The sequence below is a fragment of the Nocardia sp. NPDC003269 genome, from assembly GCF_042888005.1.
Classification (GTDB): domain Bacteria; phylum Actinomycetota; class Actinomycetes; order Mycobacteriales; family Mycobacteriaceae; genus Nocardia.
This window is the reverse complement of record NZ_JBIAPA010000001.1, coordinates 1,643,274-1,657,425: the sequence shown is the minus strand read 5'-3', so window position 1 is coordinate 1,657,425 and position 14,152 is coordinate 1,643,274. Positions and strand designations below refer to the sequence as shown.

Below are 14,152 nucleotides of genomic sequence, written 5' to 3'. Positions count from 1 at the left end.
GCGGGGGTGGAAATCTCAGTGGGTGACGCCGAGCAGGGCCAGCAGGCGCGTCGCGTACTCGGCGACCTCCGGCGCGGCCGCGGTGCGCGGTCGCGGCAGCTCGATGGCCACCTCGGCGGCGATGCGGCCCTCGTCGAGGACCAGGACGCGGTCGGCCAGGGTGATCGCCTCGAGCACGTCGTGGGTCACCAGCAGCACACCGAACGCGTGCTGGGCGTGCAGGCCGAGCAGCAGCTCGTGCATGCTCAGGCGGGTGAGCGCGTCGAGAGCGCCGAAGGGCTCGTCGAGCAGCAGCAGCGTCGGCTCGGCCACCAGCGCGCGGGCCAGCGCCGCGCGCTGGGCCTCGCCGCCGGACAGGGTGAGCGGCCAGGCATCGGCGCGCCCGGCCAGGCCGACCTCGGCGAGCAGATCGCGCGCGGCCCGCTCGTCCGCGCGCCGGTTGCGCGGCTTCGGCCTGCCCAGCGCGACATTGCGGACCACCGGCTGCCACGGGATCAAGCGCGGTTCCTGGAACACGATCGTCGGCCTGCCCGCAACGGAAACCGCACCGCGACCGGCGGTATCGAGCCCACCGAGGATGCGCAGCAGCGTGGACTTGCCCGAACCGCTGCGCCCGACCAGCGCGACGATCTCACCAGCACCGATCTCGAGGTCGATCCCGTCCAGCACGGTCCGGTCACCGAACTTCTTGCCCAGACCGGTGATTCGGGTGGCGGGGGCGCGGTCGGCGGCCTCGGCCGAGATGGGTGTGACTGCGGCGGCGGTCATGACGGGATCCTCGCGGTAGAGCGGCGGCGGGTGGCGGGCCAGCCGAGGGCCGGGACGGGGTGGGTCCGGCGATCGGCGCGGGGAGCGGGGGGGGACATCAGCGATGGACCGCCGGGCGCCAGCGCAGGGCGCGGCGTTCGAGCAGGCGCACGACGGAGTCGGTGGCCAGGCCGAGCAGGCTGTAGATCACCAGGCCGAACACCACGATGTCGGTGCGCAGGAATTCGCGGGCGTTGTTGACGACGAAGCCGAGCCCCGCGCTGGCGTTGATCTGTTCGGCGACGATCAGCGAGAGCCAGGCGATACCGAGGCTCTGCCGCACGCCGACCAGGATCTGCGGCAGCGCGCCGGGCAGGATCAGCAACCGCAGCCGTTCGGCCAGGCCGAGTCGCAGGGCGCTGCCGAGCTCGAGCAGCTTGGGATCGAGCTGGCGGATGCCGGCGAAGGTGTTGAGGTATAGCGGGAAGAACACGCCGAGGGCGATCAGGTAGACCTTCGGTTCCTCACCGATGCCGAACCAGATGATGAACAGCGGGATCAGGCCGAACAGCGGGATCGTGCGGATCATCTGCAACGGCGGATCGACCGCGTACTCACCGATCTTGCTCAGCCCGGCCAGCACGCCGAGGGCCAGCGCCAGCACCGCGCCGAGCACGAAGCCGTAGAGCGCGCGCTGGCCGGAGACCAGCAGCGCTTCCCCGAGCTGACCCGAGCGGAAGGTCTCCAGCCCCGCGTCGAAGACGACCGAGGGGGCGGGCAGCTTCTTGGCCGGAATCCAGCCACTGGTGCTGCCGATCTGCCAGATCAGCAGCAGCACGACCGGCGAGAGCGCGCGCAGGAAGCCGGAGCGGCGGTACAGCGGGATCCGTCGCTCGTCGGTTTCGGTGGGGCTCGCCAACAGCATTCGTGCATGGTGCCCGGCCGCACGGGTCGCCCGACAGGGTTCGGATCAGCTCGAGGATTTCTCGGCCCGCGCCGAGATCTGCTGGACGGCCCAGCCGTTGCCGTCGGGATCGCTGAAGAAGACGAAGCCGACATTGTCGAGCGGATGCGGTGTCGGCCTCGGGTTCTGACCGAGTGACTGCACCTCGGTGACCTCGACGCCACGGGCCACCAATTCGGCGTGCGCCCGCTCGATATCGGGCACCACCAGCTGGAGCCCCTTCAGCGAACCGGGCGGCATCTCGGGCACCGCGCCCTTGCCGATCACGATCGAGCAGCCCGAGCCCGGCGGGGTGAGCTGCACGATGCGTACGTCGTCGGAGATCACGGTGTCGTGGTCGACGACGAAGCCGAGCTGATTCGCGTAGAAGTCCTTGGCCCGGTCGATATCGGAGACCGGGACGATGACGACTTCCAGGGTCCAGTTCACGGAGTGCCTCCCGAGGTGTGGTTCGGTCACGCGGTGGTGCCGAGTCTGCCATCGGCACCGGCTCGACGCGGGCTGAACAGGCTGTTCACAGCCTGCGCTCCCAGCGCCAGGCGTATTCGCCGTCGGCGGGTGGCGGACCGGGGAGGTCGCCTTCGGCGGTCATGCCGTCGAGCAGCAGAGCGAGCACCCGCTGGCGCAGCTGCGCGGTGCGCACCGGATCGGGCATGGTCACCGCGGCACACGCCTCCAGCAGCAGCCCGACGTCCTGCGGATCGAAATCGGCCCGCAACCGGCCGCTCGCGTGCGCCCTGCGCACCAGCTCCGCGCCCGCCTCGCCCGCGTGGATGACGTCGGGCAGCATCGCATCGTCGGGGGTGAAGGTGCCGGCGAGCTTCACCGTCAGCGAGTGCACATCGGCCTCGACCACCCGTTCCAGGAAGCCGACGAAGCCGCGCCAGCCGTCCGGATCCGCCAGTGCCGCATCGGCTTCGGCGTTGAACCGGCGCAGCCCCTCGTGGCACAGCGTGCGCAGCAGCACCTCCTTGCTCGGATAGCGCCGGTAGAGGGCACTGATGCCGACGCCGGCGCGGTCGGCGACGGCCGCGATCGGCGCGGTCGGATCGTCCAGGAAGACGGCGCGGGCGGCGTCGAGGATGAGCCCGTCGTTGCGCGCGGCCTGTGCCTTACGGCCGGACAGGCGGGGCTGAGCTGCGGTTTCGGTCTGGTTCGGCATGAATCCCAGAATACCACTTGAAACGGAATGATCCGTTCTGCTACGTTTGGAACAGAACGAAGCATTCCGTTTCGAAAACTAGGAGTCGACATGACCGCCACGGCCACCATCACCCCCTTCCGCATCGACGTGCCCCAGGCGAAGCTCGACGACCTCGCCGCCCGCCTGCGCGGCGCCCACTTCCCGGACGAGCTGCCCGGCGTCGGCGACGCCTACGGTGTCCCGGCCAACCGCGTCCGGGCCCTCGCCGAGTACTGGCTCGAGGAGTTCGACTGGCGCGCACTGGAATCCGAGCTGAACGCGTACCCGCAGTTCACCACCGAGATCGAGGGCGAGAACATCCACTTCCTGCACATCCGGTCCTCGCGGGCCGACGCGACGCCGGTGATCCTCACCCACGGCTGGCCGGGCTCGATCCTCGAGTACGTCGACGTGATCGCCCCGCTCACCGAGCCGGAATCGGCCGAGGATCCGGCCTTCCACCTGGTCATCCCGTCGCTGCCGGGCTTCGGTTTCTCCGGCCCGACCCGCAGCACCGGCTGGAACCGCTACCGCACCGCCCGCGCCTGGGCCGAACTGATGGCGCGCCTCGGCTACGAGCGCTACGGCGCCATCGGCAACGACGGCGGCTCGATGGTCTCCCCCGAGCTCGGCCGGATCGCGCCCGAGCAGGTGCTTGGCGTGCACGTCACCCAGCTGTACTCGTTCCCGTCCGGCGATCCGGCCGAGTTCGAGGGCCTCTCGGAGGCGGATATGGCCGCGCTGGCGCACCTGCAGTGGTTCCACGAGAACAAGATGGCCTTCAACACCCTGCACAGCCAGCAGCCGCAGACCCTGGCCTATGCCCTGGCGGATTCGCCGGTCGGGCTGCTCGGCTGGAACGCGCAGCTGTTCGGCGAGTCGATCGACGCGCGGTTCGTCGTCGCGAACATCGCGCTGTACTGGCTCACCGGCACCTCGGGCTCGTCGCTGCGGTTCTACTACGAGGACGCCCACACCACCGAGCACCCGACCGAGCCGACCACCGTGCCGACCGGGCTGGCCATGTTCGCCGGTGACTTCCAGTCGATCCGCCGGTTCGCCGAGCGCGATCACAGCAATATCGTCAGCTGGAATTCCTACGACACCGCCGCCGCGACGGGCGGCGCGAACGACGCGGCCGGACACTACGCCGCGCACGAGGCGCCCGAGGTGCTGGTCGGCGACATCCGCCGATTCTTCGCCGACCTCGCCTGATCCGGCTTCGGTGCCGCGGCCCACGCTCCCCTCATCGGTGCGTGGGTCGCGGCCCATTCGAATCATGCACCAGCGCAGTGTTATACGCGCACCAAAGAACGCAATCAGTGATGCTCGTGCAGGTCGCCCCAGGCCGGGAAGGGATCGGCGAAGCCGGCCCACCCGGCCGGACCAGTGGCGAACTCCGCGTCGGTGAGCAGCGCGGTGTCGAGGGCGCGCCGGACCGCGGGCGCGTCCAGGCGCACGCCGATGAACACGATCTCCTGACCGGCGGGCACGTCCAGCGCCGACCACCACGCGCCCGGCTCGAAGGTCAGGTTCGGACCGGCCTGCGACCAGATCGCGGCCAGCTCGGGGCGGCTGGCGATCCAGCAGAATCCCTTGCTGCGCAACATCCCCCGCAGCCCGGACAGCGCCTCGGCCAGCCGGTCCGGATGGAACGGGCGATCGGCGGTGTAGGCGAGGCTGCTGATCCCGTATTCCTCGGTCTCGGGCGTATGGCCGCCGGCCAGCTCCTCGGCCCAGCCCTCGGCCTCGGCGGCCACCACGGGGTCGTAGCGGCCGGTGGCGAGCACCTCGTCCAGCTCGACCACACCCTTCTCGGTGCGCAGGATGCGCGCCCTCGGGTTGAGCCTGCGGACGGTGGCCTCGACGGTGGCCGCCGCGTTCGCGCTCACCAGATCGGTCTTGTTGATCAGCAGCACGTCGGCGAACTCCACCTGGTCCACCAGCAGATCCGCGATCGTGCGCGTATCGCCCTCGCCCGCTTCGAGTTCCCGCTCGGCCAGCGCCTGGCCCTTCACCAGCTCGGCCAGGAAGGTCGACGCGTCGACCACGGTCACCATCGTGTCGAGGCGGGCCAGCTCGCCCAGGCGGAAGCCGTCCTCGAACTCCCAGTCGAAGGTCGCGGCCACCGGCATCGGCTCGGAGATGCCGGTGGACTCGATCACCAGCTGGTCGAACCGGCCGTCGCGGGCCAGCCGGGCGACGGCCTCGATCAGGTCCTCGCGCAGCGTGCAGCAGATGCAGCCGTTGGTGAGTTCGACCAGTTTCTCCTCGGTCCGGTCCAGATGACCCTGGCCCGCGACGAGCGCGGCGTCGATATTGACCTCGCTCATGTCGTTGACGATGACCGCGACCCGGCGGCCGTCCCGGTTGGCGAGGATGTGGTTGAGCAGCGTGGTCTTGCCCGCGCCGAGGAACCCGGACAGGACGGTGACGGGCAGGTGCGCGGTGGGAGCGGAGTTGGTCACGAGTTAATGATAATGGTTTTCATTTGCTTTTCGCGGGTGGGGTCTCCGAACGGCGCGCCCGGTCGTAGGGTTGGGGCGTGAAGATGTTGCCGCTGACCCCCGATGGCCAGACCCCTGTTCGCGCGCTCACCATCGCGGGTACCGACTCCGGCGGCGGCGCCGGTATCCAGGCCGACTCGCGGACGATGGCGCTGTGCGGCGTGCACGCGTGCGTGGCGGTGGCGGCGGTGACCGTGCAGAACACTGTGGGCGTCAGCGGATTTCACGAGATCCCGCCGCACATCGTGGCCGACCAGGTGCGGGTGGTCGTCCGCGATATCGGGATCGGCGCGGCCAAGACCGGCATGCTGGCCTCCACCGCGATCATCGAGGCCGTCGCCGAGGTGTGCCGCGAGGTCGGGATCGGGCGCGACGCCGCCGTGCCGCTGGTCGTCGACCCGGTCGCGGCGTCGATGCACGGCGACGCGCTGCTGCACGCCGAGGCGCTGGACGCGGTGCGCAACACCCTCATCCCGCTGGCCACGGTCGTCACCCCGAACCTCGACGAGGTCCGCCTGATCACCGGCATCGACGTGGTCGACGACGCCACCGCCCGCAAGGCCGCCGAGGCGCTGCACGAGCTGGGCGCACAGTGGGCGATCGTCAAGGGCGGACACCTGCGCTCCTCGGAGTACAGCACCGACCTGCTCTACGACGGCGACACCTTCCGCGAGTTCACCGCGCCGCGCATCGCCACCGGCAACGATCACGGCGGCGGCGACACCCTGGCCGCGGCCATCGCCAGCGCGCTGGCCAACGGCTATCCGGTGCCCGACGCGGTCGCCTTCGCCAAGGAGTGGACCTACCGCTGCCTGGCCGCGTCCTACGATCTCGGCGCGGGCCACGGGCCGGTTTCGCCGCTGTGGCGGCTGCACACCGACGCCTAGCGTGGCGTCGCGAACTTGTCGGTGGGTGGGTTCATACTGAACCCATCGCACCCACCACCGGTTCCAACGACGCAGCCGGCGAGAACAACGGAGTTCGCCTCGGGCGCGAAGACTTTCAGCCGACGACGAACGCGTCGCGCAACGGCCGCGACGGATCGATCCTGACTCCGTTGAACCGTGCGTGCGCCAGGGCCAGCGCCGAGATGCTCTCGGCCAGATAGTCGACGAATCGCTCCACCGGCATCGCCGAGACCTCGCGCTGATTCGCGCCGAGCCACCAGTCCGTGGCCGAGGCCACCGCGCCGAAAATCGAATAGTTCACCAATTCGATCCCCGCCACGTCGATCGATTCGGTCGGCAGCAGATCGGCGAAGAATTCCGCGGCGCGGCGTGCCGATTGCCTGGCCGCGACCAGCGCCCGTTCCGTTTCCTTGGCCTGCTGACTGAAATGGCTGTGCAGCATGAACCGGAAGACGTTCGGATGCTCGGAGACGACGGTCACGTATTCGGCGGCCGCGCGCCGGACCAGGTCGGCGACGGAATCGTCGGTGAGATTCACCCCGCTGAGCATCCGCTCCCACAGCATGTCGCGGACCCGGTCGACGATCGCGTTGTAGAGATCGGTCTTGTCCTCGAAATGCCGATAGAGCTTCGGTTTGGCCGCGCCCGCCTCCTTGGCGATATCGCCCATGCTCACATCGGGGCCGACCCGATCCAGCGCGCGGAACGCGGCGTCGACGAATTCGATCCGGACCTGCACCCGGTGTTCGCGCCACCGTTCCGTCCTGGCGTCGACACGACGGACCGGCTCGTCTGCTTTCCGGTAACCGCGTGTCACGGTCAGCAGCTTATTGGCGTGGTCGGCCTGGGTGCTGCGCGGGGCGACATTTGCCGAACCGGCAACCTTTCTTGCGGAATTGTCGCGGGTGCCCGCACCATCGAATCGTCTACGCGTCCGCCGACCGACAGGAGCCCCGATGACCGAGACCGCGCCGACCCCCGAACAGTTCTGGGAGGACTTCTACCGCGAGCGGGACCAGATCTGGACCGGCAACGCCAACAGGACCCTGGTCAGCGAGGCCACCGAGCTGACGCCGGGCACCGCGCTCGACCTCGGGTGCGGTGAGGGCGGCGACGCGATCTGGCTGGCCCGGCAGGGCTGGCAGGTCACCGCGGTCGACGTCTCCGCGACGGCGCTGGAGCGGGGCGCGCGGCACGCGGCCGACGCGGGCGTTCGCGTCACCTGGGAACGCCACGACCTGCAGACGAGCTTTCCGGCGGGCACCTTCGACCTGGTTTCCGCGCAGTTCCTGCACTCCCCGGTGGAACGCCCCGACGAGCGCGCGACCATCCTGCGCCGAGCCGCGGCCGCCGTCGCACCGGGTGGCTCGCTGGTGATCGGCAGCCACGCGCACTGGCCGACCTGGGTCACCACCCCGCCGCACGACGTGTCCTTCCCGACCATCGAGCAGATGCTCGCCCAGCTCGACCTCGGCCCCGAGTGGCACGTGGAGACCGCGGGCCTGATCACCAGTCCGTCGAAGAGCCCCGACGGCGTCGAGGGTGAGCGCGCCGACAGTGTGTTGCGCGTGCGGCGCGGTTAGTCGGAGGCCGCCCTGGGCAGCGCGTCGCCACCGCTTCGGCGGGACAGCAGATAGAGCACCCACATGACGATCGGCAGCAGGATGTCGGTCCACAGCGGGACGCCGATGTTGTACGGCTTCGTGTTGTCCTCGGCGATCCAGAAGTAGATGTGCCCGGCCGCGTCGCCCCAGTACTGAATGGTCAGGACGACGATCGTGCACAGCCAGAAGTGGCCGCGGAACCAGTAGGCCATGATGCCGACCACGCCGATGGCCAGATCGCCCATCGCGTTCTCCCACTGGAAGCCGCCGTCGCCCCGGGTGTAGCCGATCTGCTCGGCGACATTCGCGCCGTCGAAGATGTGCGCGGCGGCGCCGAGCACCGAGGCGACACCGACGACGGCCACCATCCACCAGACCAGGTGGATATCGACCGCGCGGCGGCCGGGCTGACGCCGGCTCTGGACGAACGCGCCGACGAGGGCGACCAGCACCGCGATGATGGTGGGCATCGCAACGCCTCCGACTCGGTAGTCGAGCACTGTTCCAGCAGGTAGTCGAGCCTTTCCAGTGTAGCGGCCCGGATCCCCAGGAACCTCCCAGCTCTGTCCCAGCTCGGTGGCAGCGCCGCCGTCGAGGGTAGGTTCCATGACCCAGACCGAGGCCGAGCCACAGCCCACGCAGAGCCGCCGCGCGCCGGTGCTCGACGTGGTGATTCCCGTCTACAACGAAGAGACCGACCTGGGCGTGTGCGTACGCAGGCTGCACGCCTACCTGCGGGACGGGTTCCCGTTCACCGCCCGGATCACGATCGCCGACAACGCCAGCACCGACGCCACCCTCGAGGTCGCGCGGCTGCTGGCCGCCGAACTCGACGGCGTCGGGGTGCTGCACCTGGACGCCAAGGGCCGCGGCCGGGCGCTGCGGGCGGCGTGGGCGGGGTCGGACGCGACGGTGGTCGCGTACATGGACGTCGACCTGTCGACCGATCTGAACGCGCTGCTGCCGCTGGTCGCGCCGCTGGTGTCCGGCCATTCCGACCTCGCGATCGGCACCCGGCTCGACGCGTCCTCGCGGGTGGTGCGCGGACCCAAGCGCGAGATCATCTCCCGCTGCTACAACCTGCTGCTCAAGACCACCCTGCGCGCGCACTTCTCCGACGCGCAGTGCGGTTTCAAGGCCGTGCGCACCGATGTCGCCCGTGAGCTGCTGCCGCTGGTGCGCGACGGGGAGTGGTTCTTCGACACCGAGCTACTGGTCCTGGCCGAACGCGCCGGCCTGCGCATCCACGAGGTGCCCGTCGACTGGATCGACGATCCGGACAGCCGGGTCGACATCGTCGACACCGCCCGCAAGGACCTGCGCGGCATCTGGCGGCTGACCAGGGCGCTGGCCACCGGCGCGCTGCCGCTGGACGAGCTGCGCGCCGCCGTCGGCCGCGAACCGCTGGTGGCGGGCGTGCCGCTCGGGATGGTCGGGCAGCTGGTGCGTTTCGCCATCGTCGGCGTCCTGTCCACGCTCGCCTACGTGGTGCTGTATCTGCTGCTGCAACCCTTCTTCGGCGGGCAGGGCGCGAACCTGGTGGCGCTGCTGGTGACCGCGGTCGGCAATACCGCCGCCAACCGGGCCTTCACCTTCGGGGTGCGGGGACGTGGTGACGCGATGACGCACCAGTTCCAGGGCCTGGCCATCTTCGCGTTCGGCCTGGCGATCACGAGCGGTTCGCTGTTCGCGCTGCACCGCTGGGCACCAGCGGCACCCGTCGCGGTGGAGCTCGGCGTCCTGATCGCCGCCAACCTTCTCGCGACGCTCACCCGATTCGTCGGACTGCGCTGGGTGTTTCGGAACGCGACCGAAGAGGCCGTCACCGCCGAGCCGGCGCGACGCGTCTCCGTGGAGGCGAACCGATGAGCACTACGCCGTCCCCCGTCGGCCGAGGCCACTCGTCCCCGCAGGCGATCACCGAGCCGATCACGCGCATCGGTGATGTCGGGTCCGACCGCGCGGCGATCACCGCCGAGCGGGCGGATTCGGCACCCGGCAGTTCGGAGGTGTCCCGATGACCGTCACGATCGCGTCACCGCGGACAGCGAGCACCGTGCCCGACCCCGCGCCTCGACCCCGCTGGGAACTCCCTGCATTGGCGGTTCTGCTGCTCGGCACCACCGTCGCCTATCTCATCAATCTCAGTGCCAACGGCTGGGCCAACGACTTCTATGCCGCTGCGGTGCAGGCGGGTTCGCGGTCGTGGGAGGCGTTCTTCTTCGGCTCCTCCGATGCCGCCAACTCGATCACCGTGGACAAGCCACCCGCCTCGCTGTGGGTGATGGAACTGTCGGTGCGGCTGTTCGGGCTCAACAGCTGGAGCATGCTCGTGCCGCAGGTGCTGCTCGGCGTCGCGACGGTCGCGGTGCTGTGGGCGACGGTGCGCCGATCCTTCGGCCCCGCGGCGGGTCTGATCGCGGGCACCGTGCTCGCGGTGACACCCGTCGCGGTGCTGATGTTCCGGTTCAACAACCCCGACGCCCTGCTGGTCCTGCTGATGACCGCGGCGGCCTGGGCGATGACCCGCGCCGTCGCCGACGGGCGCTGGCGGTGGCTGCTGCTCACCGGCGGCCTGATCGGCTTCGGCTTCCTGGCCAAGCAATTGCAGGTGCTGCTCGTCGTGCCCGCGCTGGCGCTGACCTACCTGTTCGCGGGCCCGCCGCGGCTGGGCAAGCGGATCGCGCAGCTCTTCGCCGCGGGCGCCGCGATGGTGGCCGCCGCGGGCTGGTGGCTGCTGACGGTGGAGCTGTGGCCCGCCGACCAGCGACCGTGGATCGGTGGGTCGCACGAGAATTCGATCATCGAACTGACCCTCGGCTACAACGGGCTCGGCCGGTTGAACGGCAACGAGCGCGGCAGCGTCGGCCCCGGCGGTGAACTGCCACCGGGCGGCAACGGCATGTGGGGCAGCACCGGGATCACCAGGCTGTTCGAGCCGGCGCAGGGCGGTCAGATCGCCTGGCTGATCCCGGCCGCGCTGGTCGCCCTGGTCGCCGGACTCGTCCTGTGCGGGCGGGCGCCACGCACCGACCGGCGCCGGGCCGCGCTGATCCTGTGGGGCGGTTGGCTGCTCGTCACCGGCCTGGTGTTCAGCTACATGGCGGGCATCTTCCACCAGTACTACACGGTGGCCCTCGCACCCGCCGTCGCCGCCTTGATCGGCATCGGCGCGGTGCAGCTGTGGGGCGCACGCGACCGGCTGTGGGTCCGCCTGACCTGCGCCCTCGCCATCGGTCTCACCACCGCCACCGCGTGGGTGTTGTTGTCGCGCAGCGCTTCCTTCCAGCCGTGGCTGCGCTGGACCATCCTGGTCCTCGGCGTCCTCGCGACCATCGCGGCCGCGTTCCCTCTGGCCCGCAGGCAAGCCCTGATCGCCGCCATCGCCGCCACCTTCGTCGGCATCGCCGGCCCCGTCGCGTACTCCATCGACACCCTCGCCACCGCGCACTCGGGCGCGATTCCGTCAGCCGGGCCGAATGCCGGTGGGATGCACGGGTTCGGGGGTCGTGGTGGACCGGGTATGCGGCCCGGGGGTGATGGGCGGATAGGCGCGATGCCGGGCACCGACGGTGCGAATTCGTCAGGTGGTGCCGCCGCGCAGGGTGGTCAGCTGCCGGGCGGCGCGAACACTCAGGGCGGCTTGCCGCCGGGCGGCGCGAATACGCAGGGCGGTCTGCCGCCGGGCAGCGCAAACACGCAGGGCAGTCTGCCGCCGGACGGCGCAAACACGCAGCGCGGCTTGCCGCCGGGCAACGCAAACACGCAGGGCGGCTTGCCGCCGGGCGGCGCCAACGCGCAGGGCGGTATGCCGCCGGACGGCGCCAACGCACAAGGCGGTCTGTCCTCGGGCGGCGCGAATGCGAAGGGCGGCGGTATGCCGTCGGGTGGAGCTCCGGGTGGCGGTACGCAGTCGGACGGTGGTGCGGCCCAGCAAGGTGCCGGTGACCAGATGATGGGCGGGCCCGGTGGGCTGCTAGGTGGCTCGCGTCCGAGTGAGCGGATCGTCAGCCTGCTCGAGCACGACGGCGAGAACTACACCTGGGTCGCGGCGACGGTCGGTTCGAACAGCGCCGCCGGATACCAGCTAGCCACCGAACTGCCGGTGATGCCGATCGGCGGGTTCAACGGCAGCGATCCCTCCCCCACTCTGGAAAAGTTCCAGCGCTACGTCACCGAGGGCAAGATCCACTACTTCGTGGCGGGCGGCCGGGGAGGCCCCGGCGGCAACAGCACGTCGACCAGTTCGGCGATCACCGCCTGGGTCACGGCGAACTACACCGCGACCACGGTCGACGGGGTGACGCTGTACGACCTCACCGAACCGAAGTAGTCGGCAGGCCGAACGCCCACAGCCGCAAGCACACTCGAGACCCGGCCCGGTCGGATCAGACCGATCCGGCCGGGCCGGCCTCGACGCCGGGTCGACACGCCCAGCCTCGATACCGAGTCGATCCGCCCGGTCTCGGTGCCGAGTCGTCAGCCCAGGTTTCACCGGCCGCAGGCAAATCGACCCCTCCGGTTTCGCCCTGTAGAAATGCCGAGCGGACCAGCCAGGGTTCGCCGGTGCCGCTCGCGGCGGGGTCGGCGTCGAGGATCCGGCCCGCGACCGAGAAGCGTGCCGCCCTGCGAGGCAAGTCAGCTCGCTCCGGCCGCCACCGGGACCGGGCGGCGACTCGGCAGTCGGTTGCCTTGGGGCACTGCGCTTCACCCGGCGACGGCGGGCACGCTCGCCGCGATCCATTCGGCGAAGGTCGGGCCCGCGAGGGTGGCGTGGGTGGACGGGAGGAGGGTGCCGTTCTCGAACTGTTCGCGGTCGGGGTTGGTGTTGTCGGAGATCTCGATGACCTGGCGGGTGTCGCCGCGGGCGGCGAACAGGGTGGTGGCGGCGGCCGCCATCGTGTCCGGCTGGGGACCGGCGATCTCGGGGAACGGGATGTCTTCGGCCGGAATCGGATTCGTCGCGAGGTCGACCAGGGCCTCGGCCACCGTGCGGGCGGCGACCAGCTGGGTGCGCATCGCGGGCAGGTAGGCCACCGCACCCTGGGTGCCCCACTGCGCCATCACCTCGACGAGTTCGTGGAACTGCGCGGCGCGCAGGATCTGCACGGGCACAGCGCCCTTCAGCAGTTCCTGCTCGTGGGCGAGCTTGGCGGCGTTGTACCCGGCGAGGGAGCCGTCGATGCCGATGATGGAGACCACGACGAGCCGCTCGACCCCGGCCCGCTCGCCCGCGGCGTGCAGGTTGCGGGCCGACGCGGTGAAGAACTCCGTCGCCACCTGCTGGTCGGCCGACGGGGTGCTGGACGCGTCGATCACGAGGTCGACGCCGGTCAGCGCCGCGTCGAGCCCGGCGCCGGTCTCGATGTCGACGCCGTTCGCGCGGGAGAACGCGACCACCTCGTGGCCGCGCTCGGTCAGCACGTCCACCACGTGCTTGCCCAGCCTGCCGGTCGCCCCCGCCACCGCGATCTTCTTCTGCTCACCCATGATCCGCTCCTTCTTCGCTTCTTTCGCGTTCACAGAGACGACGAAGTGGGGGCGGGGAGTGTGACATCGGATCAGGACGTGCCGAGACTCCCGCGCGGCGCGATCCAGCGATGGTTCAAGTCGACGACAGCGGCGACCGTTTCGAAGTCGGCGTCGTAGTGGAAAAGCACCAGCCGATGCTCCACGGCCAGCACCGACGCGAGCAGGTCATGGATGCCAACCGCACGATGACGACCCGACCGGGCGAGTTCACGCTGGATCGCGAAGGCGCTCTGCCAGTGTTCGTCATTGGTGTGCAGGTACTCGAACAGTGCGCGCCGGTCTGCTCTCACCTGCTCGTACTCGACCGGCGTGCGTGCGCTGTAGAGCACCTCCGCATCGATGGGTGCGCAGGTCGCGACGACACCCGCCTCGATCAGCGGAACGAGTTGGGCGGCGACTTCCGGGTGGCGCATCCGCGCCAGCGCGCTGGTATCGACGAGGTAGCGCGCCGTTATCGCCATACTTCGTCGCGCCGATCCTTGTCGGCCATCTCTTCCATTCCGCCGTTGATCAACCACTCGACATGGCGTGCGCGGGCAGCCGCCACCGTCGCCGAACGAAGCGCCGCCCGGACCGTATCGGAGACGCCCGAGGTTCCGAGCGCGTCCTGCGCGGACTCGAGTAGCTCGTCGTCGATCTCGATCAGCCGCTTGGTCATGCCACAATCCCTCGTTATATATTCCCCCATGCGAGGAATATATACTCGC

The 14,152-nt window shown here is 70.1% G+C and carries 16 protein-coding genes; 6 read left to right on the top strand and 10 right to left on the bottom strand.

The genetic code is table 11. The features are described from left to right. Positions 1–15 precede the first annotated feature (15 nt). From ACFYWJ_RS07610 to ACFYWJ_RS07595, 4 genes are all read right to left on the bottom strand, one after another. The gene (locus tag ACFYWJ_RS07610) at positions 16–768 is read right to left on the bottom strand and encodes an ABC transporter ATP-binding protein (RefSeq protein ID WP_355274454.1); all 753 of its coding nucleotides are present in this window, start codon (positions 766–768) and stop codon (positions 16–18) included. A gap of 97 nt (positions 769–865) precedes the next feature. After that, a complete protein-coding gene (locus ACFYWJ_RS07605; RefSeq protein ID WP_355274457.1) occupies positions 866–1,672 on the bottom strand; it encodes an ABC transporter permease in 807 nt (268 codons plus the stop codon). A 45-nt stretch (positions 1,673–1,717) separates the two neighbouring features. Continuing rightward, entirely contained in the window at positions 1,718–2,140 is a 423-nt protein-coding gene (locus ACFYWJ_RS07600) for a VOC family protein (protein WP_355274459.1), read from the bottom strand. An 85-nt stretch (positions 2,141–2,225) separates the two neighbouring features. Beyond that, positions 2,226–2,873, bottom strand: coding sequence for a helix-turn-helix domain-containing protein (locus ACFYWJ_RS07595; protein WP_355274462.1), 648 nt, complete (start codon positions 2,871–2,873; stop codon positions 2,226–2,228). A gap of 90 nt (positions 2,874–2,963) precedes the next feature. Here ACFYWJ_RS07595 and ACFYWJ_RS07590 point away from each other — a divergent pair, with 90 nt between their 5' ends. Next, entirely contained in the window at positions 2,964–4,109 is a 1,146-nt protein-coding gene (locus ACFYWJ_RS07590) for an epoxide hydrolase (protein WP_355274465.1), read from the top strand. 104 nt (positions 4,110–4,213) lie between these two features. Here the strand turns inward: ACFYWJ_RS07590 and ACFYWJ_RS07585 are convergent, their stop codons facing one another. Then, entirely contained in the window at positions 4,214–5,362 is a 1,149-nt protein-coding gene (locus tag ACFYWJ_RS07585) for a GTP-binding protein (RefSeq protein ID WP_355274468.1), read from the bottom strand. 77 nt (positions 5,363–5,439) lie between these two features. Between ACFYWJ_RS07585 and thiD the strand changes: the two genes are divergently transcribed. Further along, on the top strand, positions 5,440–6,288 hold the full coding sequence (gene thiD / locus ACFYWJ_RS07580; RefSeq protein WP_355274471.1) for a bifunctional hydroxymethylpyrimidine kinase/phosphomethylpyrimidine kinase: 849 nt from the start codon (positions 5,440–5,442) through the stop codon (positions 6,286–6,288). 115 nt (positions 6,289–6,403) lie between these two features. Here thiD and ACFYWJ_RS07575 read toward each other — a convergent pair whose 3' ends face one another. Further along, positions 6,404–7,126, bottom strand: a complete 723-nt coding sequence (locus ACFYWJ_RS07575; protein WP_355274472.1) for a TetR/AcrR family transcriptional regulator — start codon at positions 7,124–7,126, stop codon at positions 6,404–6,406. Positions 7,127–7,265: 139 nt separating this feature from the next. On the opposite strand from ACFYWJ_RS07575, the gene ACFYWJ_RS07570 reads away from it, so the two are divergent. Next, the gene (locus ACFYWJ_RS07570) at positions 7,266–7,892 is read left to right on the top strand and encodes a class I SAM-dependent methyltransferase (RefSeq protein ID WP_355274475.1); all 627 of its coding nucleotides are present in this window, start codon (positions 7,266–7,268) and stop codon (positions 7,890–7,892) included. Here the strand turns inward: ACFYWJ_RS07570 and ACFYWJ_RS07565 are convergent. Further along, positions 7,889–8,383: a DUF6790 family protein gene (locus ACFYWJ_RS07565; protein WP_355274478.1), complete on the bottom strand. Its 495-nt coding sequence runs from the start codon at positions 8,381–8,383 to the stop codon at positions 7,889–7,891. The two genes, ACFYWJ_RS07570 and ACFYWJ_RS07565, sit on opposite strands and share 4 nt — an antisense overlap. 136 nt (positions 8,384–8,519) lie before the next feature. Here ACFYWJ_RS07565 and ACFYWJ_RS07560 point away from each other — a divergent pair, with 136 nt between their 5' ends. Genes ACFYWJ_RS07560 through ACFYWJ_RS07550 form a run of 3 tightly spaced genes read left to right on the top strand, consistent with a single transcriptional unit; the run spans position 8,520 to position 12,246 of the window. Beyond that, positions 8,520–9,782 carry a bifunctional glycosyltransferase family 2/GtrA family protein gene (locus tag ACFYWJ_RS07560; RefSeq protein ID WP_355274479.1) on the top strand — a complete coding sequence of 421 codons (1,263 nt, stop codon included), beginning with the start codon at positions 8,520–8,522 and terminating at the stop codon, positions 9,780–9,782. Continuing rightward, positions 9,779–9,934 carry a hypothetical protein gene (locus ACFYWJ_RS07555; RefSeq protein WP_355274482.1) on the top strand — a complete coding sequence of 52 codons (156 nt, stop codon included), beginning with the start codon at positions 9,779–9,781 and terminating at the stop codon, positions 9,932–9,934. Before ACFYWJ_RS07560 ends, ACFYWJ_RS07555 begins: the two co-directional genes overlap by 4 nt. Further along, positions 9,931–12,246: a glycosyltransferase family 39 protein gene (locus tag ACFYWJ_RS07550; protein WP_355274483.1), complete on the top strand. Its 2,316-nt coding sequence runs from the start codon at positions 9,931–9,933 to the stop codon at positions 12,244–12,246. The genes ACFYWJ_RS07555 and ACFYWJ_RS07550 overlap by 4 nt, the downstream gene beginning before the upstream one ends. Before the next feature lie 374 nt (positions 12,247–12,620). On the opposite strand, the gene ACFYWJ_RS07545 is transcribed toward ACFYWJ_RS07550, so the two are convergent. From ACFYWJ_RS07545 to ACFYWJ_RS07535, 3 genes are all read right to left on the bottom strand, one after another. Next, entirely contained in the window at positions 12,621–13,403 is a 783-nt protein-coding gene (locus ACFYWJ_RS07545; RefSeq protein ID WP_355274485.1) for an NAD(P)H-binding protein, read from the bottom strand. Positions 13,404–13,474: 71 nt separating this feature from the next. Continuing rightward, on the bottom strand, positions 13,475–13,906 hold the full coding sequence (locus ACFYWJ_RS07540; protein ID WP_355274487.1) for a PIN domain-containing protein: 432 nt from the start codon (positions 13,904–13,906) through the stop codon (positions 13,475–13,477). Continuing rightward, positions 13,897–14,103 (bottom strand): DUF2191 domain-containing protein, encoded by a 207-nt coding sequence (locus ACFYWJ_RS07535; protein WP_355274490.1) that lies wholly within the window; start codon positions 14,101–14,103, stop codon positions 13,897–13,899. The genes ACFYWJ_RS07540 and ACFYWJ_RS07535 overlap by 10 nt, the downstream gene beginning before the upstream one ends. Positions 14,104–14,152: the final 49 nt, after the last annotated feature.